This window comes from Mucilaginibacter robiniae, assembly GCF_012849215.1.
GTDB lineage: Bacteria > Bacteroidota > Bacteroidia > Sphingobacteriales > Sphingobacteriaceae > Mucilaginibacter > Mucilaginibacter robiniae.
The window spans coordinates 166,626-187,629 of record NZ_CP051682.1 but is presented as its reverse complement, the minus strand read 5'-3'; the positions used below and the strand labels follow the sequence as shown (position 1 = coordinate 187,629).

The 21,004-nt window shown below is 39.2% G+C and carries 21 protein-coding genes; 8 read left to right on the top strand and 13 right to left on the bottom strand.

What is annotated here, in order from left to right:
• Positions 1-5 precede the first annotated feature (5 nt).
• The 6 genes from HH214_RS00835 to HH214_RS00810 all read right to left on the bottom strand — a co-directional run bounded on the left by HH214_RS00835 (position 6) and on the right by HH214_RS00810 (position 6,060).
• Positions 6-767, bottom strand: coding sequence for an SDR family NAD(P)-dependent oxidoreductase (locus HH214_RS00835; RefSeq protein ID WP_169605534.1), 762 nt, complete (start codon positions 765-767; stop codon positions 6-8).
• Between the two features lie 70 nt (positions 768-837).
• Entirely contained in the window at positions 838-1,260 is a 423-nt protein-coding gene (locus HH214_RS00830) for a helix-turn-helix domain-containing protein (RefSeq protein ID WP_169605533.1), read from the bottom strand.
• 76 nt (positions 1,261-1,336) lie between these two features.
• Complete coding sequence (locus HH214_RS00825; RefSeq protein ID WP_169605532.1) at positions 1,337-2,236, bottom strand: aldo/keto reductase; 900 nt, start codon at positions 2,234-2,236, stop codon at positions 1,337-1,339.
• A 17-nt stretch (positions 2,237-2,253) separates the two neighbouring features.
• Positions 2,254-3,498: a cation:proton antiporter gene (locus HH214_RS00820; RefSeq protein WP_169605531.1), complete on the bottom strand. Its 1,245-nt coding sequence runs from the start codon at positions 3,496-3,498 to the stop codon at positions 2,254-2,256.
• 58 nt (positions 3,499-3,556) lie between these two features.
• Entirely contained in the window at positions 3,557-4,855 is a 1,299-nt protein-coding gene (locus HH214_RS00815; RefSeq protein WP_169605530.1) for an MFS transporter, read from the bottom strand.
• A gap of 56 nt (positions 4,856-4,911) precedes the next feature.
• Positions 4,912-6,060, bottom strand: coding sequence for a GAF domain-containing protein (locus tag HH214_RS00810; RefSeq protein WP_169605529.1), 1,149 nt, complete (start codon positions 6,058-6,060; stop codon positions 4,912-4,914).
• A 266-nt stretch (positions 6,061-6,326) separates the two neighbouring features.
• On the opposite strand from HH214_RS00810, the gene HH214_RS00805 reads away from it, so the two are divergent.
• Both HH214_RS00805 and HH214_RS00800 read left to right on the top strand, forming a co-directional pair.
• Complete coding sequence (locus HH214_RS00805) at positions 6,327-7,613, top strand: DUF2851 family protein (protein WP_169605528.1); 1,287 nt, start codon at positions 6,327-6,329, stop codon at positions 7,611-7,613.
• Between the two features lies 1 nt (position 7,614).
• Positions 7,615-7,833: a PspC domain-containing protein gene (locus HH214_RS00800; RefSeq protein WP_169605527.1), complete on the top strand. Its 219-nt coding sequence runs from the start codon at positions 7,615-7,617 to the stop codon at positions 7,831-7,833.
• A 21-nt stretch (positions 7,834-7,854) separates the two neighbouring features.
• Here HH214_RS00800 and HH214_RS00795 read toward each other — a convergent pair whose 3' ends face one another.
• Entirely contained in the window at positions 7,855-8,214 is a 360-nt protein-coding gene (locus HH214_RS00795; RefSeq protein WP_169605526.1) for a PleD family two-component system response regulator, read from the bottom strand.
• A gap of 303 nt (positions 8,215-8,517) precedes the next feature.
• The gene (locus HH214_RS00790; protein WP_169605525.1) at positions 8,518-8,667 is read right to left on the bottom strand and encodes a hypothetical protein; all 150 of its coding nucleotides are present in this window, start codon (positions 8,665-8,667) and stop codon (positions 8,518-8,520) included.
• Between the two features lie 304 nt (positions 8,668-8,971).
• Here HH214_RS00790 and HH214_RS00785 point away from each other — a divergent pair, with 304 nt between their 5' ends.
• Together HH214_RS00785 and HH214_RS00780 are read left to right on the top strand one after the other, a co-directional pair.
• Positions 8,972-10,036 (top strand): M20 family metallo-hydrolase, encoded by a 1,065-nt coding sequence (locus HH214_RS00785; protein ID WP_169605524.1) that lies wholly within the window; start codon positions 8,972-8,974, stop codon positions 10,034-10,036.
• 8 nt (positions 10,037-10,044) lie between these two features.
• Positions 10,045-10,959 (top strand): DUF72 domain-containing protein, encoded by a 915-nt coding sequence (locus tag HH214_RS00780; RefSeq protein ID WP_169605523.1) that lies wholly within the window; start codon positions 10,045-10,047, stop codon positions 10,957-10,959.
• Between the two features lie 129 nt (positions 10,960-11,088).
• On the opposite strand, the gene HH214_RS00775 is transcribed toward HH214_RS00780, so the two are convergent.
• From HH214_RS00775 to HH214_RS00765, 3 genes are all read right to left on the bottom strand, one after another.
• Complete coding sequence (locus HH214_RS00775; RefSeq protein WP_211166283.1) at positions 11,089-13,665, bottom strand: zinc-dependent metalloprotease; 2,577 nt, start codon at positions 13,663-13,665, stop codon at positions 11,089-11,091.
• Positions 13,666-13,787: 122 nt separating this feature from the next.
• Entirely contained in the window at positions 13,788-14,480 is a 693-nt protein-coding gene (locus tag HH214_RS00770) for a DUF1345 domain-containing protein (RefSeq protein ID WP_169605522.1), read from the bottom strand.
• An 80-nt stretch (positions 14,481-14,560) separates the two neighbouring features.
• The gene (locus tag HH214_RS00765; protein ID WP_169605521.1) at positions 14,561-14,764 is read right to left on the bottom strand and encodes a YwbE family protein; all 204 of its coding nucleotides are present in this window, start codon (positions 14,762-14,764) and stop codon (positions 14,561-14,563) included.
• 541 nt (positions 14,765-15,305) lie between these two features.
• On the opposite strand from HH214_RS00765, the gene HH214_RS00760 reads away from it, so the two are divergent.
• Together HH214_RS00760 and argH are read left to right on the top strand one after the other, a co-directional pair.
• Positions 15,306-15,686: a single-stranded DNA-binding protein gene (locus HH214_RS00760; RefSeq protein ID WP_169605520.1), complete on the top strand. Its 381-nt coding sequence runs from the start codon at positions 15,306-15,308 to the stop codon at positions 15,684-15,686.
• A 58-nt stretch (positions 15,687-15,744) separates the two neighbouring features.
• A complete protein-coding gene (gene argH, locus HH214_RS00755; protein WP_169605519.1) occupies positions 15,745-17,079 on the top strand; it encodes an argininosuccinate lyase in 1,335 nt (444 codons plus the stop codon).
• A gap of 73 nt (positions 17,080-17,152) precedes the next feature.
• Here argH and HH214_RS00750 read toward each other — a convergent pair whose 3' ends face one another.
• Positions 17,153-18,277 (bottom strand): GAF domain-containing protein, encoded by a 1,125-nt coding sequence (locus HH214_RS00750; RefSeq protein ID WP_169605518.1) that lies wholly within the window; start codon positions 18,275-18,277, stop codon positions 17,153-17,155.
• Positions 18,278-18,389: 112 nt separating this feature from the next.
• Positions 18,390-19,082: a DUF2490 domain-containing protein gene (locus HH214_RS00745; RefSeq protein ID WP_169605517.1), complete on the bottom strand. Its 693-nt coding sequence runs from the start codon at positions 19,080-19,082 to the stop codon at positions 18,390-18,392.
• 59 nt (positions 19,083-19,141) lie between these two features.
• Between HH214_RS00745 and HH214_RS00740 the strand changes: the two genes are divergently transcribed.
• Positions 19,142-20,038 carry an NAD(P)-dependent oxidoreductase gene (locus HH214_RS00740; protein WP_256367679.1) on the top strand — a complete coding sequence of 299 codons (897 nt, stop codon included), beginning with the start codon at positions 19,142-19,144 and terminating at the stop codon, positions 20,036-20,038.
• Between the two features lie 45 nt (positions 20,039-20,083).
• On the top strand, positions 20,084-20,989 hold the full coding sequence (gene bla / locus HH214_RS00735) for a class A beta-lactamase (protein WP_169605515.1): 906 nt from the start codon (positions 20,084-20,086) through the stop codon (positions 20,987-20,989).
• Positions 20,990-21,004 lie beyond the last annotated feature (15 nt).

The window sequence follows — 21,004 nt, the reverse complement described above, 5'->3', positions numbered from 1 at the left end:
TCTGCTTACAAAAACATACCACCAGATGCTTCAATGCGTTGTGCATTAATCCAACGAGCTTCATCGGTACATAGAAAAGCGATGAGGCCACCAATATCATCTGGCTGACCTACACGGCCCAAAGCTGTAATAGATGACATGTATTCGTTTAGTTGAGGATGAGCCGTAAAGGCTTCTTTGGTAAAGTCAGTTTCAATAATACCCGGTGCTACTAGGTTGGCAGCAATGCGGCGTGGGCCAAGTTCTTTAGCCAGGTACTTAGTAAACACCTCAATGGCACCCTTCATGGATGCGTAAGCAGCATAGCCCGGCGTAGCAAAGCGCGTTAAACCTGTAGAAAGATTGATAATGCGGCCACCATCGGCAATATAAGGTAAGGCCTTTTGCGTTAAAAAGTAAACGCCTTTGAAATGCACATTGAACAAATGATCAAAGTCTTCCTCAGTTGTTTGAGCAAATGGTGAGGCTGCATCAATACCAGCATTGTTAATCAGAAAATCAAAATTGTTGCGGTTCCATTTTTGCTGTAAAGATTCAGCTAAAGTCTGAAAAAAATTATCAAATGCTTTTGTGTTGGCGATATCCAATTGTAGAGCTATAGCTTGTTGCCCTTTTTGTTCAATCGCATTAACTACATTGTTCGCTTCCTCTTCTTTACTTCGGTAAACAACAATTACGTCAATGCCTTTATCGGCTAAATGTAAAGCAGCGTTTTTGCCTAATCCGCGGCTACCGCCGGTAATCAAAGCTATCTTGTTTGTACTCATATTATTTTGTTGAATGATGTAGTACAAAGTTGCGTTAAGCTACCTACATAATTATGGTGATAGTTTCAGTTCAAATGGTGATCATTTCAGATTTTTCTGTTTCTGATTGAGTTGCTTGTTCTTTTTCTCGGTATTGTTTAGGCGAAGTGCCTTCAAAACGTTTAAAAAATTTAACAAAATTAGAAGGATCAAAAGTAAGCTGCCCGGCTATTGCAGCAACAGGCTTGTTAGTTTCTTTAAGCTGCTGCCGTGCAATGTTCATAATCTTTTCTTCATAAAATGAACAGGGCGAGCAGCCGGTAACAAGTTTAATAGTATTACTTAAATGAGTAGGGTGAATGTGTATAGTATCGGCAATATCCTTGATCTCGAACATTTCGGTAACTCGGTTAGCTAATACATCATCCAGATGCTGATCTATTATCTTCATAAAATCAGCGGTAATCTCATGCTGCCTAAGCATAATCTTTTTAGGTAACTTACTGGTGTTCATATACAAGTAGTTTAAGCGCAGTATAATAAATATAAAACAATGCAGACTAATTCTTTGAAGTTAGTCTGCATTGTTTTTAACCTAAGTAGGCCATGTCTTCTGCCGTTAGCTGAATGTTGGCAGCCTGTAAGTTTTCATCCAGGTGAGCCAGCGATGAAGTGCCCGGAATTGGTAATATCCAACGTGATTTATGTAGCAGCCAAGCTAGATTAATCTGTGCTTTGCTTACCTGATACTTCTGCGCTATCATTCCTATTTTATCATTTTGTGTAGGTAGAGAAGTAACTAAAGAGAAATAAGGAATAAGCGGAATCTGATTTTTTTCACACAAATCCAATACTTCCTCACCACCCCGGTTTTCGTTATGGTGTATTACCAAAGTAGTGCGCTGGTGGTAGCTGTACATGTTTTCAACCGTAGCAATATGACCTTTGGTTAAGCCTAGTTCCAATTGATCGCGGGTTACATTACTTAGGCCCACATGCAAAATTTTACCTTCTTTCTGCAGTTCAAACATAGCTTCTATTGATTCCTCAAAAGGCACATCGCTATCTAACATTACCCTGAAGTGTACTAGCGAAATTTGTTCTTGCTTCAGCGTGCGCAAATTATTGTCAATACTGGTACGTAATTGTTCGGGGCGGTTAAAGGCTACCCAGCTTTTATCGGGTTTACGGGTAGCACCTACTTTAGTGCAAATAATTAAATTTTTAGGGTAAGGGTACAAAGCCTCGGCTATCAGGCGGTTGGTTACATCCTCTCCATAATAGTCGGCGGTATCAATAAAGTTTACACCGGCTACTTGCACTGCATTTTTAAGTATTTGCAAAGCTTCTTCGCGGTTGGCTGGCTCGCCCCATATGCCCGGTCCGGTGAGGCGCATAGTGCCATATCCTAACCGGTACACGGTTAATGGATTTTGTGTGTTTTGGCCTATAGTAATTTCTAAAGGCAGGGTTTTGGCAGATGATGACATATGAAATGATGTTTGTGTTACACTAAATACTTAAGGCGGATCTCTTCGGGTTCTTTTTCTGCTTTTTTGATTTTAATAGCAGCTTTCTCTGTAGCTAACGAAGCTGCCACACAGGTAATCATGATTAATATAATGGTTCCGTTTAATATATTTTCGTCAATAATGCCAGCTTGAAAGCCCACTAGTATTATTGCCATGGTAGCGGCTGCATGCGAGCTACTCAATCCAAATATAAGTTGTTGTTGAGCACGGGTGTATTTAAAAATATATTTTGTAAAGCAAGCACTTAGCCATTTGCCTAATAATGCTACTATAGTTAAACAACCAGCAATGAGCAAGGCATGAGTACCATTGAACAATACATGCAAATCAACCAGCATACCTACACTAATCAGAAAAAAGGGGATAAATATAGCATTGCCCACAAACTCAATTTGCTTGGTTAATTTAACTGAACGTGATACTAACCGGTTAAGTGCTAAGCCAGCCATAAAAGCACCAATAATTGGCTCAATACCTGCTAATTGTGCTAAAAATGCCGAAACAAACACCATAAGTAACACAAATATATAATGAGAGGTAGTTTGGTTTTCTATGCGGTTGAAGAACCATTGCGCTATCTTAGGTAGTAAAATAAATTGGATTAACGAGAAAATGAGCAAGGATACAATAAGCTGTATCCAGAATGAAAATGTTAAACCGCCTTTAACTGATCCCATAACAACAGCCAGTATAATGAGCACGGCCGTATCTGTCAATATAGTACCGCCAACAGTTACAGCTATAGCTTCATTTTTAGCAATACCATAGCGACTTACAATTGGATAGGCAACCAGCGTATGGGTAGCAAACATACTGGATGTAAGTATGGAAGTAACCATAGGGTAGTGCAATACATAATAACAAACCGGAAAGCCTAACAAAATAGGGATGGCAAAGGTGAATAAGCCAAAGGTGAGGCTTTTATGCTTTTTAGTTTTAAAATCTTTTAGGTCCAGCTCTATACCGGCAATAAACATGATGTATAATAGGCCGATAGTCGAGAATAATTCGACAGCCGCATTTTTTTGCAAGATGTTAAACCCATGCGGACTTATAATAATACCAGCTACAATGTAACCAATTACCCCGGGTATTCTCAACTTTTTAAGCAGCAGGGGAGATAATAGTATAATAAAAAGTATAAGCGAAAAAATAAGTACCGGATTAGATAAGGGTAAATGAAATTGGTTGTCAATGTGGTCCAAAAAACTGGAATGCATATGTGAATAAGGGATTAACTGTTATTTGGTTAGATGTTGATTAAAGATATTACTTTAGTTAATCTTCAATTTTAGAGTGTTTATGGGTGTCGTTCATAAATACATAGATGACTAATGAAACGGCAATACAAGCAGTAACATACCAATAAAAATAGCTGGCATGTCCGGCTTGTTTAAAGTCTAGTGCAATGTATTCGGCTGTGCCGCCAAACACAGATACGGCAATGGCATATGGTAAGCCAACGCCCAACGCACGTATTTCAGCCGGGAATAATTCGGCTTTTACTACGGCATTAATAGAAGTATATCCGCTCACAATAAGTAAGGCTATCAATATAAGCCCCAAAGCCGGCCAAAAGCTGGTTGTATGGCTTAGGCTGGTCATGATGGGAACGGTACTAAGCGTACCTAATAACCCAAAGGCAATAAGCAAAGGCCGACGGCCTATACGATCAGAAACAGCACCAAATAGAGGTTGCATCAACATGAACACAATAGTAGTTAAGGTGGAAATTAGTGTAGCCTCAGCTTTGGAAAACCCGGCTGTATCTACCAAAAACTTCTGCATGTATGTAGTATAAGTATAAAAAGCTACTGTACCACCAACAGTTAAACCAATTACTGTAAGTACAGCTTTAGGGTGTTGCAGTAACCCCGCTAATGTGCCTTTTTGAGCTGAGCTGGTTTTTGTAGATGTTATAGCTACCGATTCATGTAAGCTACGGCGCAGGTACATTACAGTTATGGCTAGTATAGCTCCAACTGCAAAAGGAATACGCCAGCCCCAACTGTGCAATTGCTGTTCTGATAAAAATACCCGTTGCAGCAAAACCAATACGCTCAATGCGAGGAGTTGACCCATAATTAGAGTAACATATTGAAAGCTGGAATAAAAGCCCCGGTGCCGTTTGGCAGCCATTTCGCTCAGGTAAGTGGCGCTGGTTCCGTATTCACCACCTACGCTTAAACCTTGTATTACACGGGCTAATACTAAAACAATAGGTGCGGCAATACCTATTTGCTGGTAGGTGGGTACAACTGTAATCATGAGCGAACCTAGGCTCATGAGCAGTACTGATAAGGTTAATGCTTTTTTGCGCCCGTGTTTATCGGCAAAGGTACCCATTACCCAACCTCCAATAGGTCGCATTAAAAAACCTAAAGCAAAAACGCCTGCACTGTTCAGTAGTTGTGCAGTTGCATTTTGCGAAGGGAAAAAGCTTCCGGCAAAATACAACGTAAATGAAGAGTAAATATACCAATCATACCACTCTACTAAATTACCCAACGAACCACCGATAATAGATTTGATGCGTTGTGCTGTGGTAAGTGCAGGTGTATTTTCCAGATTTTGCATTTGTACAAGCTTTGCAACTAAGTAAGCAAATATAAGGTGCAAAGCTTGTATACTAATCAGGCAACTGGCATTTCAGGATAAGTGAAGTCGTTGTTTATGGTTATTTCATCATCTAGTAGGTGTGTGCTGCTTACTATTTTATGAATCATATCGTCCAGCTCCATAGTGGCTGCTTCCATCATGGTTAATGATTCTTCATTATGTCCGTAGCCATCCATTTTAACAATGTTCATCAATCCCAAAATGGAAGCAACAGGCTTGCGTAATCCATGTGACTGAAAGTAAGCTATTTTACGCAGCGCCTGGTTTTGCTGTAATATTTTTTGTTCATGATGTTTGCGTTCGTTAATGTTAGATACATTAAACGAAATACCAATAATGTTACCTTCCCGGTCATAAGCGGGGTTATAGGTAATATGGCACCAAATTGATCCAGCTACACCGTAATCCAGCAATCTTTCATGCTTTATAGGTGTTCCAATTAAAGCCAGATTAAAATTTTTAATAAAATCGTAAACATATAGATGATGAACATAATCTATAGCTTTCATCCCAATCTGAATTTTCACGCCATACATCTTATTTACAAAGTCGTAAAACGATTTGTTATGCGCCAGAACTTCCATTTCTGGCCCAATTAATAGATGTATTGATTCTGAACTTTCAAAAAATGAACGCAATTTATTTTCTGAATTGCGTGCTTCAACATATTGGGCTTTCAGAATATTTACACTGAATTCAAATTCCAGAATATGGATGATCTGACGTGAAAGTATTTCAAGCATCAATTTTTGTTGGTCCGTAAGTTGCCTGGGTTCTTGGTCAAGCACACATAAAGTACCTATGTTATGTCCATCATGCGTACTTAAGGGGGTTCCGGCATAAAACCGTATTTTAGAATCACCTGTTACTAATGGAAGATTAACAAAACGCCCATCTACTAAAGTATCAGGTACTTCTAATGTTTGTTTTGCCGGAAGTACATGGTTGCAAAAAGTTTGTTCACGGGGTATAAGTTCTACTTTCGTGCCTGTGCTATGTTTAACATAAGTATAGCTTTCATCAAGTATAGTAATTAATGCAATTGGGGTCTGGCAGATTTCAGCAGCTAGTTTAACAATGTTATCTAGCTCTTCTTGCCTAGATGTTTCTAATTTTAAGAAACGGTTTACCGCTTGCAATCGTTTAAGTTCTTGTAGTGGCATGTCAATGTAATAACAGTATTTCGCAGGTTGATTTTAAACAGACAAAAATCAGCATTTATTATTATCCATACGTCAAATTCATATCATGTAGCTTGCAACATATAGGTGTATTTTTGCATTAATGACATTAATTTCACATTTATGAATTATTGATTAAATATTTAATATCTGGTTAATACAAGAATTTAGTTATCAAATAAATCCAGAGAGCTTATTACATAAGAAATAAATACTACTTAAAAGTTAATTTTCCTTATCTTAACATCATGCTTTTCACCGAAAATTTTTTGCACTATATATGGAAGTTTAAGCTGTTTAATCATGATAGCTTGCAAACTACTAGTGGTGAAGAATTGCAGATTCTATCGGCAGGTTTGCATAACCACGATTCCGGACCTGATTTTCATAATGCTCGTATCCGGATAGGTGAAACAACATGGGCTGGTAATGTAGAAATCCATGTATCATCATCAGACTGGCGTAAGCATAAGCATCAGGATGATGCCGCTTATCATAATGTGATACTGCATGTTGTTTATCATGATGATGAACCTCTACATCAGCCATCGGGTCAGAAAGTAGCTACTTTGATTTTAAAAAATCGAATCTCTGGTGATTTATATGCCAGGTATCATCAACTGGTTTATGGTAACCAGCAGGTTATTCCTTGTGAGGGTAGTATTAAAAATATCAAAAGTATAACTCTGCACAATTGGCTTACCCGGGTATTGGTTGAGCGTCTTCAAAAAAAATCACTCGCCATTATACAAGCTTTGCAATACAATCGTGGCAATTGGGAAGAAACTTTCTACCAGCAGCTGGCTATTAGCTTCGGTTTCAAGGTGAATGCTTTGCCTTTTGAGTTGTTGGCTAAAGCATTACCCCAGAACTTACTAGGTAAACATAAAAACAGTTCGTTACAGATTGAGGCGTTGATATTTGGCCAAGCAGGGTTTTTAGCAGATGAGTTTACAGACACGTATCCAAATATACTCAAGGCAGAATACCTGTTTTTGCAGAAGAAGTACGGTTTAGTACCTATTGAAAAACATTTATGGAAGTTTATGCGCTTGCGGCCTCAAAACTTTCCGACTATACGCTTAGCCCAATTTGCTGCTTTAATAATGCAATCCAATCACTTGTTATCTAAAGTGTTGGAAACTGATGATGTTACAGCGTTAAGAAAGCTTTTCACCGTAACCCATGTTAACGAGTATTGGGAAAATCATTACAGGTTTGATAAAGAAGCCAAGCCATCACCAAAAAATATGGGGCAGGCATCGGTTAATTTACTTTTATTAAATACTTTAGCAGTATTTTTGTTTAGTTATGGTCATCATCAGCAATTGCAACCTTACGTGAACAGGAGTTTACAGTTGCTGGAAAATTTACCTGTAGAACAAAACCATATCATCAACGACTTTGAAGACTTAGGTATAAAAATAAACTCTGCTTTTGAATCGCAGGCCTTATTGGAGCTGAGAAACAGCTATTGTAATTTCAAGAAGTGCTTGCAATGTGGGGTAGGTAACCAAATATTAAACATAACCTGATATGCTGCAGCGACTGTTAACTTTTCTTGAGAGATACTCATTCGGAGTATGTACCTATTTAGGCGAGCGCCTTGATATTTCGATTGCTAAAATACGGCTGTTTTTTATTTATTCTTCATTCCTGGCGGTTGGCTTTCCGCTCATATTTTACTTTTGTGCAGGTATAGTATTGGATATACGTAATTACGTAAAGCGTATGCGTACCAGTATAACTGATTAAAACACGAGGTGCATTTATAATCTAGGCTACAAGCTGATGCTCAATTTTTTGAATGAAAGTATCTAAGCTCGTTATATGCTTTACATTTTCCTGGCTGGCTAGCAAAGAGGTAAAACCAGAGTAGTCGCTTTCTGAAAATTTAACAACGGGAATATGACTTGAACCATCAATAGCATTAATGGAACGCTCAATTACATTGCTGCTGATGGTTGATAATATATCATGCAATAAAATCAAGTCGGGTTTACACTTAGGAATTTCATAAAACACGCGTTCTATACGTGGTAGTGAACATACCTCATAACCCATATAGTTCAATAATTGCGATAGCAAGTTTGCTCCAATAACGTCATCATCAATTAGTAAAATTCTCTTTTTCATTGCACTTTATAAGGTTTCTACTATTTAAGAATGTTCAACAAACATGCCATACTAAATACTTAACTCTTAATGTTGGTAATAAATGATGTTTGATGTTATACATTACCAAATTAATTGGCTGCAATAAGGTATAGCTGTATACATTCGTAAACTGTGCCTTGCAAAAAAAACACTTGTTAGTTCTTAAAGTAGCTAACATATATTAATGAGCATCTAGAATAAATAATCTATAATAAAATAAAAAAGGAGTCTTTACTAAATAAAAACTCCTTTGATTTCATAGGGTAGATAAATATATGTAGATCAGGCAGCTTGTTTGCTCATGCCTTGGTTGTTGCTGTTTTTCTTAAACTGAGCTGTACGGAAATTTTTAATATCCTGGTTTAATAAAGCTTTAAGTTCCAGATCGATAGCTTTTAAAAGTATTTGGGTTTTGGTATCTAATGTTTTCATAAGTCAGTTCGTTTTAGTTGTAAAGGTTTATACCAATAGTGTGCCAGAATTTGACTAATAATGGAATTTTTCATGCAAAAGCTAATTGGGAACTCTTGATAATCGAAATAATATAATAGATGTATTTTTTTATGTACAAACCAGACATTAGTGCTGTACATAACTGCTACAATGAGGCGTTGCATAGTCATAAATGCGTAATGAAGATGATTAGATAACTTTAAGGAAGTTATTATACAATTTAACCTTTTAAATAATTACTTTATTTTTACCTGCTTATTTAAAGGGAATATTGATAACCTGTATGGCTGATACCAATCTATTATACCAGCAAGCACTTGAATTGCTGGAACAACTTATAGCTTCGCCGTCTTTTAGTAAAGAAGAAGATAAAACAGCTGATATAATTGAACACTTTTTACAAGCGCATCAGGTATCTACCCACCGGAAGCTGAACAATGTGTGGGCCTACAATAAATACTATGATGCTGGAAAACCTACCATTTTACTCAACTCGCATCATGATACTGTAAAACCCAATACCGGGTATACCTGTAATCCGTTTGAAGCGACGAAAGAAGAAGGCCGTTTGTATGGTTTGGGGAGTAATGATGCTGGTGGCTGTTTAGTATCCCTGATACAGGTATTCTTATATTTTTATAATAGGAGTGATCTTAAATACAACTTTTGCCTGGCTGCCACTGCTGAAGAAGAGATTTCTGGTGTAAACGGCTTGGAGCTGATTATACCAGATTTAGGCATGCTTGATTTTGCCATAGTAGGAGAGCCTACGCTGATGCAACTGGCCGTTGCCGAACGCGGCTTAATGGTACTGGATTGTACCACTTACGGCAAAGCCGGTCATGCTGCCCGTGAAGAAGGGGAGAATGCTATCTATAAAGCGCTGGCTGATATTGAATGGTTCCGGACTTTCCGCTTTCCAAAAGAGTCTGATATGTTTGGGCCACTTAAAATGTCGGTTACCATCATTAATGCAGGTTCACAGCACAATGTGGTGCCGGCTACCTGCACCTTTACGGTTGATGTTCGGGTAACGGATGCTTACCGCAATGAAGAAGTGCTGGAAATTGTTAGGCAGCATGTAAGTTGTGAAGTGAAACCACGTTCAGTAAGGTTGAAGCCATCATCAATAGATAAAAATCATCCTATTGTACAGGCAGGCTTAGCTTTAGGACGAACTTCTTATGGTTCTCCAACTACTTCCGACCAAGCTTTGTTGGATATTCCGTCCCTTAAAATTGGTCCTGGTGATTCTGCTCGTTCTCATATGGCTGACGAGTTCATCTATATGGATGAGATTAAAGAGGGCATTGCTTTATATATTCAGATGCTGGGAAGTATTAATTAAAACTGAACATGGAATTTGGCAAAGTAGCGCCTACACAATTAGCTAACTCTGATTTTTCCTTGCCGCCCGATCCGGCATTAACTACGGCCACTTTAAGCTTAGCTAAACCTGTACAACAACTAAAAGTACATGTTGGCTGCACGAGTTGGGGCAGGAAGGAGTGGAAAGGTAACTTGTTCCCGGCAAAAACTAAAGATGTTGACTTTTTACAAGAGTATGTTAAGCACTTCAACTGTGTAGAACTGAATGCTACCTTTTACCGCATATTTGAACCGGATACTATAGCTAAGTGGCGCGAAAAAACTGAAGCTAATTCAAATTTTAAGTTTTGTCCCAAATTCAACCAAACTATTAGTCATTTACAACGGCTGAGAGGAGTGGATGAACTGACAACAGCTTTCTACAAAAGCATGCTGGCTTTTGAAGATAAGCTGGGTCCTATGTTTTTGCAGCTGAACGATAATTTTTCACCTAACAGCTTTAATGAGCTGAAAAAATATTTGCAAAGTCTTCCTCATGATTTACCGGTATTTACCGAATTACGGCATCGCAACTGGTTTATGCAACCCAAGGTAGAAGAGGCAGTTTTTGAAATGATGCACAACATGAATATTGGTGCTGTAATTACTGATACTGCCGGACGACGAGATGTGGTGCACATGACCTTGACCGTGCCACATGCCTTTATACGCTTTGTAGGGAATGGCCTGCACCCAACAGATTATTTGCGTATTGATGCTTGGGTAGAGCGTTTAAAGCAATGGACTAAGCAAGGGCTGCAATCTGTGTATTTTATGATGCATCAGCCCGAAGAAGTAAATGCACCTGTGTTATGTGATTATTTCATAGAGCGACTTAATCAAAAGCTCAACTTAAAATTGCAACGGCCAAGATTATTGCCAACGAATGGTACATTGTTCTAAAATGATCTTAGAAAATATTTAATACAGCAACTTACTACAGTAAATTACCATATATGCTAAAGTAAAACAGCCGCTTTGTTTTTAACAATAGCGGCTGTTTGTTTAAACAGGAATTAATTTGAGCTAAAATTATGCTTTCGGATTTAACGCTTTTTGAATACGATCTGATAAATCTTGCAAGTGATAGCTAGTCATGGAGTCCGATTCACTTGGCAGAGCCGATTTAATCATCGTATCAATAGCACGCAGTTGTGCTTTAGCTACAGAAACCACATCGGTTTGCTCTAATTCGCGAGTGCCCATACCTTGGCCACCACGTCCACCAATAATAATTGTGGCAGCAGGTTGTTGGGGCGGGTTCACTATATCAATCAATTTATCTACATACAACTTTTGTAAGTTGCGGCGGTAAACATCAACTGGTTGCTTACTTTTTACCTCACGGAATACTATGTTCTGCATATCGCTCATAAAGTCCGTAATGGTATAAGCTTGCTTGCCATCAGCCGCTTCAAAAGCAATTAGCTTATTTAGAGTATGTGGCGTCATCAAACGGTTCAATACAGCATCTTGACTACGGTAAACTACTTGAACGTCAGTCTGGCCAATATTATTCAAAATAGGCTCGTTCAGTAACCAGGTTGGTGTAGTAAACAACTGGCGATCCAGAAAATTCATAGCTTCTTTCTGCGTAGCAGCCGGCGTGTAAGTATATACAGGGCCTACTTGTTCTACAGTTTTCGGATTTTCATAGATGCCACCAACGTTTTTAGCTACATGGCCCATGTAGCGGTTAAACTGCGTAACCAGTTGACCGTACATGTTTTGCAAATTATCATAATCTTCATTAGGCTCTTTAGTCCACTCCGGTAGTTTAGCCAGAATGCGTTTCAGGTTCATGATTCCATAATCACTGGCTTTCATGGCATTGTCACCTAAGTCCTCATTTTGTGAGTGCGGATCGTCAGGGTTGGTTTCAGTGCCAAACCATAATCTTCTGTTTTTAGCACTCTCAATAGTCATTTTATTTAAAACCGGTACTTCAGCTTCCGCATTTTTAGCATCCAGTACTTTGTAGCCCCATTCAATAGCCCATTTATCATAATCGCCAATGCGTGGGTATAAGCCTTTCGGGCCAATATTGTCTTCAGGTTGTGCTACGTAGTTAAAACGGGCATAGTCCATAATAGATGGAGTATGTCCATTGGCTTCCACGAAAGCTTTGTCGCGTAATTTTTCAACTGGTACACTTGAGCTTGAGCCGTAGTTGTGGCGTAAACCTAACGTATGACCAACTTCATGTGAAGATACAAAGCGGATTAAATCACCCATCAATTTATCATCAAACGTCATTTTACGGGCACGAGGGTCAACCGCAGCTGTTTGAATCATATACCAGTCATGTACCAGTTTCATAACGTTATGATACCAGTTGATGTGAGTTTCCAGAATTTCGCCGCTACGTGGGTCAGATACATGCGGACCGCTGGCATTTTCAGTTTCTGATGGTTTATAAACAATTACAGAGTGGCTGGCATCATCCAGGCTCCAGGTAGAATCTTGTTTGGCGGTAGGAGCAATTTTAGCAACAATAGCATTCTTAAAGCCGGCTTTTTCAAAAGCTTTTTGCCAGTCATTTACCCCTGCAATTAGGTAGGGCTGCCATTTTTTAGGCGTGGCTGGGTCAATGTAATAAACAATTTGTTTTTTAGGTTCAACTAGTTCTCCGCGCTTGTATTTGGCCATATCTTCTGGTTTTACTTCCAGGCGCCAGCGGGCAATCAGTTGTATTTCTTTAATACCTTGCGGGTTAGCATCAAAATCGGTAAAGCCGGTAGTAAAGTAACCTACACGCGGATCAAAAAAACGAGCCTTCATTGGCACTTTAGGTAAAATCAGCAAAGAAGTATTTAATTCTACCGTTTCAGAACCATTAGCCGCGGCAGCTCCACCCGCTGTAGGCATAGGTGTTCTGCCAGCACCACCAAATGGCGAAGCAGCAGCTAATAGGCCGTAAGTTTTTACAGTACTGATTTCAACATTGGTAGGGAAACTTCTGATATTTTCTATATAACTTCTATCTGGCAAAATGGTTCCTAGACGGGCACGTTGCTTGGCTTGCGGCGAGCTAAAGAAAAATACATCATTATCACTGTTAATGTAATCAGTTACATCAATAACGCTGCCTTTTTTATCAGGAGAGTAAGCCGCAATGTTAAAAGCTGCTGCGATAGCCTGAATATTGGAACGTTGTACAGCCTCGTACATGGACTTGGTACTATCAGGACTGTAGGTACGGTATGATATTTTACGTAGGAAGATGCGGTTGCTTGGGCCTTTTTCAAAGCGAACTACGGTGCTGCCAATTTGGTCGCCGGCATATACATCGGCTGCTCTCATTTCAGCGCCTGCACGTGCTACGCGGCTTACCACCAATATATCACGGTTTAAAACGCTATCGGCAATTTCAAAATAATATTTGTCATCTACCTTATGTGTTTTAAATAGCCCTTTGCGGGTAACAGCTTTGTCGGTAATTACCGAATTGTAGGGGCGAGGCTGTGCTGGTTGAGCGCGTTGCTGGTTGGCCATACCTGGAAAGCCGCCCGGCATAGCCGCACGACGAGCAGTACTATCCTGCCGACCTTGAGCATAGCCTGTAGTTGCTACGGCCGCAATAGCCATAGTCATGAAAAATTTGTTCATTTTTGGGGTTTCTTAATTAATAGCTACTAAAAGTACATTAAAGAAGCAAAATTGCCAGCGTATAGCTTATTTGTTACAGAAATGTTAAAACAAATGCTTCTTTAATTCTCTTAGCTGCAAGTTTAATGTGAAACTAGCCCCGAAATCACATTAATACTGAGTGCTACTATAGCGGTACTAAAGGCAAATGATATTAAACCATGCATCCAAGCCAGCCGGCGGATGGTACGTGAGGTAATATCCACATCAGAAACCTGAAAAGTCATGCCTAATACAAAAGAGAAATAAACAAAATCTAAATAATCAGGATTGTCTTCTTCTGGAAATTTCAAGCCACCAACTTTTTTGATATCGCCTTCGTCGGTGTCGGTATCATAATATTCATGAGCATAGCGCATAGTAAAAACAGTATGTACCAGCCACCAGGAAGTAATTACCGAGCCCATAGTAAGTATGATACTTCTGGTTACTTCGGCTTGCGAACTATGTTTGCTGGTGATTAATAAATAGCCAATAGCAAACAGGCTGACCAATGCAGCCCCAATTACAAATAAAAATATGAACGAACGGCTCGAATCCTGCAAGCGAGCAATGCTACGAATTTCGCGTGGGTGGGCAGTGAGGATAATAATCCACTCTGGAATTATAATGCTGAATGCAAAACATATCCATGCAATAAGAGTAGTTTGCGGTCCTGATAAATTGCGGTAGGATATAGCAGCAGCAACAATACCGACACCTAATGCAATAAACAAGCGGTGATGGGCATCTAAATAAAACTGGAGCTTCTTCTTGCTTGATTTATTAGCAGGCATAATTAATAAGATTAATGATTATTCCAGGAACAAGTTATTATAATCTAAATATTTAAAAGACAACAGTTTTTTAGTACAGGTTACAAATCTTCTTCTACAATAGAAGCAACCCGGCCAATCTGGCCATCTTCCAATCGTACTTTAATGCCGCGCGAATGGTAGGCAGCACTGGTAAGCAGATTTTTAACAATACCTCTGGTAAGTGTTCCACTGCGCTGATCTTTTTTCAGGATGATATCTACCTCTAAACCGGGATAAATATCTTTACGGTTCTGACCGTTCATATGTAAAACAAGTTGTTGTAAATAAACTGCAGCAAGATATGCGATTTATCTTGTTTGTGAAATAACTATGCGAGGCATTACGGCTTATAAAGTTGCAATTAGTTTAAAATCAATTCCGATTTAATTTTGAGTTGTTAAGGTGTTTACCTCTTCAAGCAGATCCTTCCAATTTAGAGGTTTGGTTATAACTGCCTTACAGCCGAATGATAGATATTTTATGTAACAGTGTAAGTATGTCGAAAATATAATTATTGGTACATGCGCCAGGTTCTTATCAGCTTTAAGCTACTGGCAAATTTTACCGTCATTATTAGCATCCTTTAAAAGATAATCCAGAATCACAAAATCAGGTTGATAATCAATATCAGCAAAATACCAGGTATGCGTATCGATATATTAGGATGGAATTTAAGGGTGAAATACGTATTTATACGTTGTATAAAGCGTATATATACGGTATTAGGGAAAAATAACAATGCGGAATATTGCCGCGCAGCCGAGTATAGGCTTACGTTAACGATAACCTATTTTTACTGATACTATGTTTAATAATGCTGGAATAAACAAGGTTTTTTTGATTGGGACTGTAAACAAAAAACCACGCCTTCACAATCAGCCTGATGGCTATAAATTTTATTCTTTTCCGTTACTTACTGATGAAATTATTAAAAAAGACGGGCAAAATATGCAACATTTGGAGTTGCATGAAATTAAAGTAGATAGCTTAGCTGAATTCGACTTGATTTCACAACTACAAAAAGGACAGGTTATTTACCTGGAAGGAAAAATCAAAACACGCACCATAACAGATAATGAAGGGATTAAGCGATACTGTACAGAGATAATCATGCTCAGTTTCAAATCTCTTTCTGCCCCAATAATCTCGTCTACACCAAACCTGATGGGTTCTAACATCCTCTAATTATAACTGGGCTTATACATCGGCTTTCTGGTAAGTAAATTTTGTTCATCTTTGCGGTATGAGCAAATTGTGGCAAAAAACAACCCAGGTAAACGCCAGGGTAGAAGATTTTACAGTTGGACGCGACCGAGAATTTGACCGCCAAATGGCTTCTTTTGATGTGTTGGGCTCACTAGCTCATACCCGCATGCTGAATACCATAGGTCTACTGAGTGAAGACAACTTGAAAGCTGTTCAGGATGAACTGAAAACTGTTTATCAGGAAATTGACTGTAACCAATTTGAAATTGAACCTGGTGTAGAGGATGTACACTCTCAGGTAGAACTGCTGCTTACGCGCCGTATAGGAGAGGCTGGCAAAAAAATACATAGCGGCCGCTCCCGAAACGATCAGGTACTGGTAGATTTAAAGTTGTTTTTCAGGCACGAGTTGCAGGAAGTAGTTGAAGGCGTAAAAACGTTGTTCGATTCACTTTTACAACTAAGCGAAAAATATAGAAACGTGTTATTACCGGGCTATACTCATTTTCAGGTAGCAATGCCATCCTCATTCGGCTTGTGGTTTGGTGCTTATGCCGAAAGCCTGACTGATGATTTGGAAATGGTACTAGCTGCTTATAAGATTACCAATAAAAACCCGTTAGGATCGGCTGCTGGTTATGGTTCTTCATTTCCTTTAAACCGTACATTAACTACCCAGCTACTGGGTTTCGAGAGCCTGAACTATAATGTAGTTTACGCGCAAATGGGGCGGGGTAAAACCGAGCGGATTATCGCCCAAGCATTATCGGCTGTAGCGGCAACGCTAGCTAAAATGGCTATGGACCAATGTCTTTATTTGAGCCAGAACTTTTCTTTTGTGAGCTATCCTGAAAACTTGACTACTGGTAGCAGCATTATGCCCCACAAAAAAAACCCGGATGTTTGGGAACTAATTAGAGGTAAGTGTAACCGCTTGCAGGCTTTACCTAATGATGTAGCTATGGTTACCACAAACCTGGCATCCGGCTATCATCGTGAAATGCAGATTTTAAAAGAGCTACTGTTTCCGGCCTTTACCGAACTGAAAAGCTGTTTGCAAATGGCCGAGCTTATGCTACAGCATATCGAAGTAAAAACGGATATACTTACCGATCCGAAATATGCTTATTTATTTAGCGTAGAAGAAGTGAACCGTCAAGTGTTAAATGGAGTTCCATTCCGTGATGCTTACAAGCAGGTGGGGTTAGCTATTGAGCAAGGCAATTTTAACCCGAATCAAGAAGTAAACCATACGCATGAGGGGAGTATTGGCAACCTATGCAATACGGAAATAGCTGAAGCGATGGATAATATTTTGCAACAGTTTCCATTCAGTAAAGTAGAACATGCAGTTCAAGAACTAGTAAAGTAATAACAAGTTTATCCTTAATATCGAGCAAACTAAAAGTTTGCGCATGTAAAGCTAAGATTCACATTACAGATTATTAAGGTAAATGAACTAATGAAGATTGGTTTTCCTGTTCTTCAATGCTGCCAACTATATCCTGAATGGTATGGTCCAGTTCAAGTACAGCTTTTTCCATCATAGCCAGGTTTTCGTTATCAGGGCCGGTACCTTCTATTTTAATTACGTTCATCAACCCTAAAATAGAAGCTACCGGCTTACGTAATTCATGCGATTGGATGTGGGCAATTTTGCGCAATGCTTCATTTTGTTCCAATACTTTATGCTCATTACGTTTTTGTTCGGTTATGTCTGTTGCATTAAATGAGATCCCAATAATTGTACCTTGATCGTCGGAAACCGGATTGTAGGATACCCGTACCCAGCTGGGCGCATAGCCCTGGTACTCAATATAACGCTCATATTGAACAAGGGTTCCTTGTAAAGCTATCTGAAAGTTCTTTTCAAAGTCTTCACGATAATTAGGAAAGATATATTGAGTAGCATGCGTGCCCGCTTTTACCTTAATACCCATTACTGCCTTCGATATATTATAAAATGCTCTATTAAAGGCAAGTACTTCCATTTTACTGTCCATCAATAAATGGTTAGATCGCGTACTTTCAAAAAACATCCGCAATTTGTTGGCTGAGCTTTTGGCCTCTAGCAGCTGTTCTCTAAGCATGCTGATGCTGAGTTCAAATTCAGCCATGTTAACGGCTTGGCGTGCTAGTATATTCAACATGCCCTTCCGCCGATCTGATAAATTTTTAGGCTCCTGTCCAACTACAAATAACGCGCCTATGGTAAGTCCATCATGCGTAATAAGAGGTGCCCCTGCATAAAAGCGAATGTTTGCCGGTCCGGTTACCCAAGGATGATTAGCAAATAAAGGGTTATTTTTGGTATTGGGAATGACAACCACTTCCTGACCCTGAAATACTTCTTGGTAAAAGGTTTCGGCATTGGGTAAGCTATCGGCCAAACTGCCTGCTTTAAACTTTACTTTAATAGTGTCCTGTTCTACAAATACCAGAAATGCAGCTTGAGCCTGACAGGTATCAGCAGCCAGTGCTACAATATTCTGTAGTTCGTTCTCCCGACTGATATCCAGATCCAAAAATCTTTGCATAGTCAGGATGCGCTGGCTTTCACCGGTAAGCATAATAGGCTTGTATTTAGGTTATTAAGAAAGAATACCTAGTATATACGTTGATGGGGTGCAGTAAGTTTCAAAAAGGTATAATTTATTAACTATCAAGCATATGAGTCGGGTGCTAAAAGTTTGTAGCAATTGTAATTTGTAACACATTATGCTGGTAAGTGGCATCTTCTTCTTTCTGCAACCAATACAAATAACCGAGTTGCAGGTCTGCTTTCTTACTTAATCGGTATCCTAATGATAGGTAAGGGCGGTTCTGATCAAAAAAGCTGTTGTTGACACGTTCATTATGCTGAACATTCACGAATAGTTCATTCTGTAAGCCCAAAAACCAGCCACGGGTAAAAGCGCTATCTGTTAACAACGGGAGCTGCATACTAATAAATGCCCGTGCTCTTTGTGAAAAATCAACCTGCTCTTCCTTTACAAACCGCTGCTCCAGCCGAGCCCGAATTTGAAATTCTGTATGCTTAATTTTGAATTGGTACAGGTACTGTTCAAACAAGCGGTTTTCCAAAGTATAAGCAACTTCACCCATATCATCGTGTTCCCAATCTCCTTTATAAACATACCCTACAGCAGCCGAATGTTTTTTGTTGAAATTATAACTCAGCCCTCCGCGTAGCAATAATGTAGTGAGATAATCGAAGTTATTGGCAGAACGTAATTGTGCATCAAACAAGAAATCGAACTTTTCATTCAGTTTTTGCTGATGATTGAGAAAAAGCCAGCCTGTATTTTCAGTAAGCTGAGCATAACTTACATGATACAGTAGCACAATACACGTTAGCAGTAAAGCTTTTTTCAATATTTTACAGATTAGCTTGTTATTAAACTTATAAATATTCTCTTTGTTTACCTATTGATATGCAGTACTGCATACCAGGTTTAAAAACAAGAATTAAAACTATGAGCAATTTAAAATTAGGCTGGGCTGGCTTAGGCAATATGGGTAATCCGATGGTAAGTAATCTGTTGAAGGTGGGCTTTCCGGTCACGGTTTATAACCGTACACGCGAAAAGGAGAAAGAAGTAGTGGAAGCCGGAGCAACTTCAGCAGCCAGTTTACAGCAAATGGCAATTGATAATGATATGGTGCTGGTAATGGTGTCGGATGATAATGCTGCTAAAGAAATTTTTACTGGTGATAATGGCTTACTTTCAGGAGAAGTTTCCGGTAAACTATTTATCAACGTAAGTACGGTGTCTCCTGAAACTTCTAAAATATTAGAGCAAGCCTGCCAAAAGCAAGGAGCGCAATTTTTAGAGGCTCCTGTATCAGGCAGTGTAAAGCCAGCTCAAGACCGAATGTTGATTATCTTGGTAGGTGGTAAAGAAGAAAATTATCAAAAAGCCAAACCAGTGTTTGATGCCTTAGGCAAGCTAAGCATGCTGGTTGGACCGGTAGGAGCTGGCAGCGCGGCTAAATTAGCTATTAACTATTTTTTAGGTGTAACCTTACAAGGTTTAGCCGAAACCGTACTGTTTGCACAAGCTAATGGCGTGAAGGTGGAAGATATGCTAACCATTGTTAATGAAGGGGCTTGTGGTAGCGGTATTACTAAAACCAAATCGCCAGCTATACAGAAAGAGGAATTTCCGGCGGCTTTTGCCCTTAAACATTTAACTAAAGATTTGCGCTTGGCTAAAGAACAAGGCATACAAACACCATTAAGTACACCGATTTACGACAGCTTTAAACAAGCGCAGGATAAAGGCTTGGGCGATCAGGATGTAATGGCTATTTATTCATTCTTGAAGTAAAGCTACATTAACTCAAGCATTGTAGTATTATATGTATAATTGGGCATGGAAAACCTTGCCCAATTTTTTTTGCGCGTTGCATTAGTCAGTTTTTTAGCAATATCTACAATTGCAGCTCAAGCCCAAACCGATAGCTTGCGCAATCAAATTAAACAACTTGAACAACTAGCAAAGGGCAAGGTGTATATGGCTTATGCTCTTATAGAAGATCATGACACTCTATCATACAACGGTAATGCTCATGCAGTTATGCAAAGTGTTATGAAGTTACCTATAGCTATGGCCGTGTTGCATCAGGTAGATGTTGGTCAATTAAAACTCACACAAACTATTCATATTACCAAAGCAGATTTACCTGAAACCTTTAGTCCGCTTCGGGACAAATACCCCGATGGTAACGTTGACGTCTCAATAGCTGATTTGCTCAGTTATATGGTAACCTTAAGTGATAATGATGCCTGTGATATTTTACTGAAGCTTTTAGGTGGAACAAAACCGGTAGAGCAATACATACATCAATTAGGCTTCAAGCAGTTCTCGTTAAAAGCTTCAGAGCGCCAGATGGGGAGTTCATGGGCTGCACAGTACACTAATTGGTGCAGGCCAGTAGATATGGTTCAATTACTGTGCATAGTAGATAAAGGTACTGCTTTAAGTGAAGCTAGTAATGGTTATTTATGGCAACTCATGTTAGCTACTGTGCCCGGTGCTAAGCGTATAAAAGGGATGTTGCCGGCAGGTACACCCGTAGCTCACCGAACCGGAACTGGAGCCACTAATACAAAAGGCTTTATTGCTGCAATAAATGATGTGGGCATAATTATGCTACCTAACGGTAAGCATTTAGCATTAGCTGTTTTTGTTAATGATACTTATATGAACAACACACAATGTGAAAAGGTAATAGCACGCATTAGTAAAGCTGTTTATGATTACGCAATGAGTAAATAGGAGAATATCGTAATG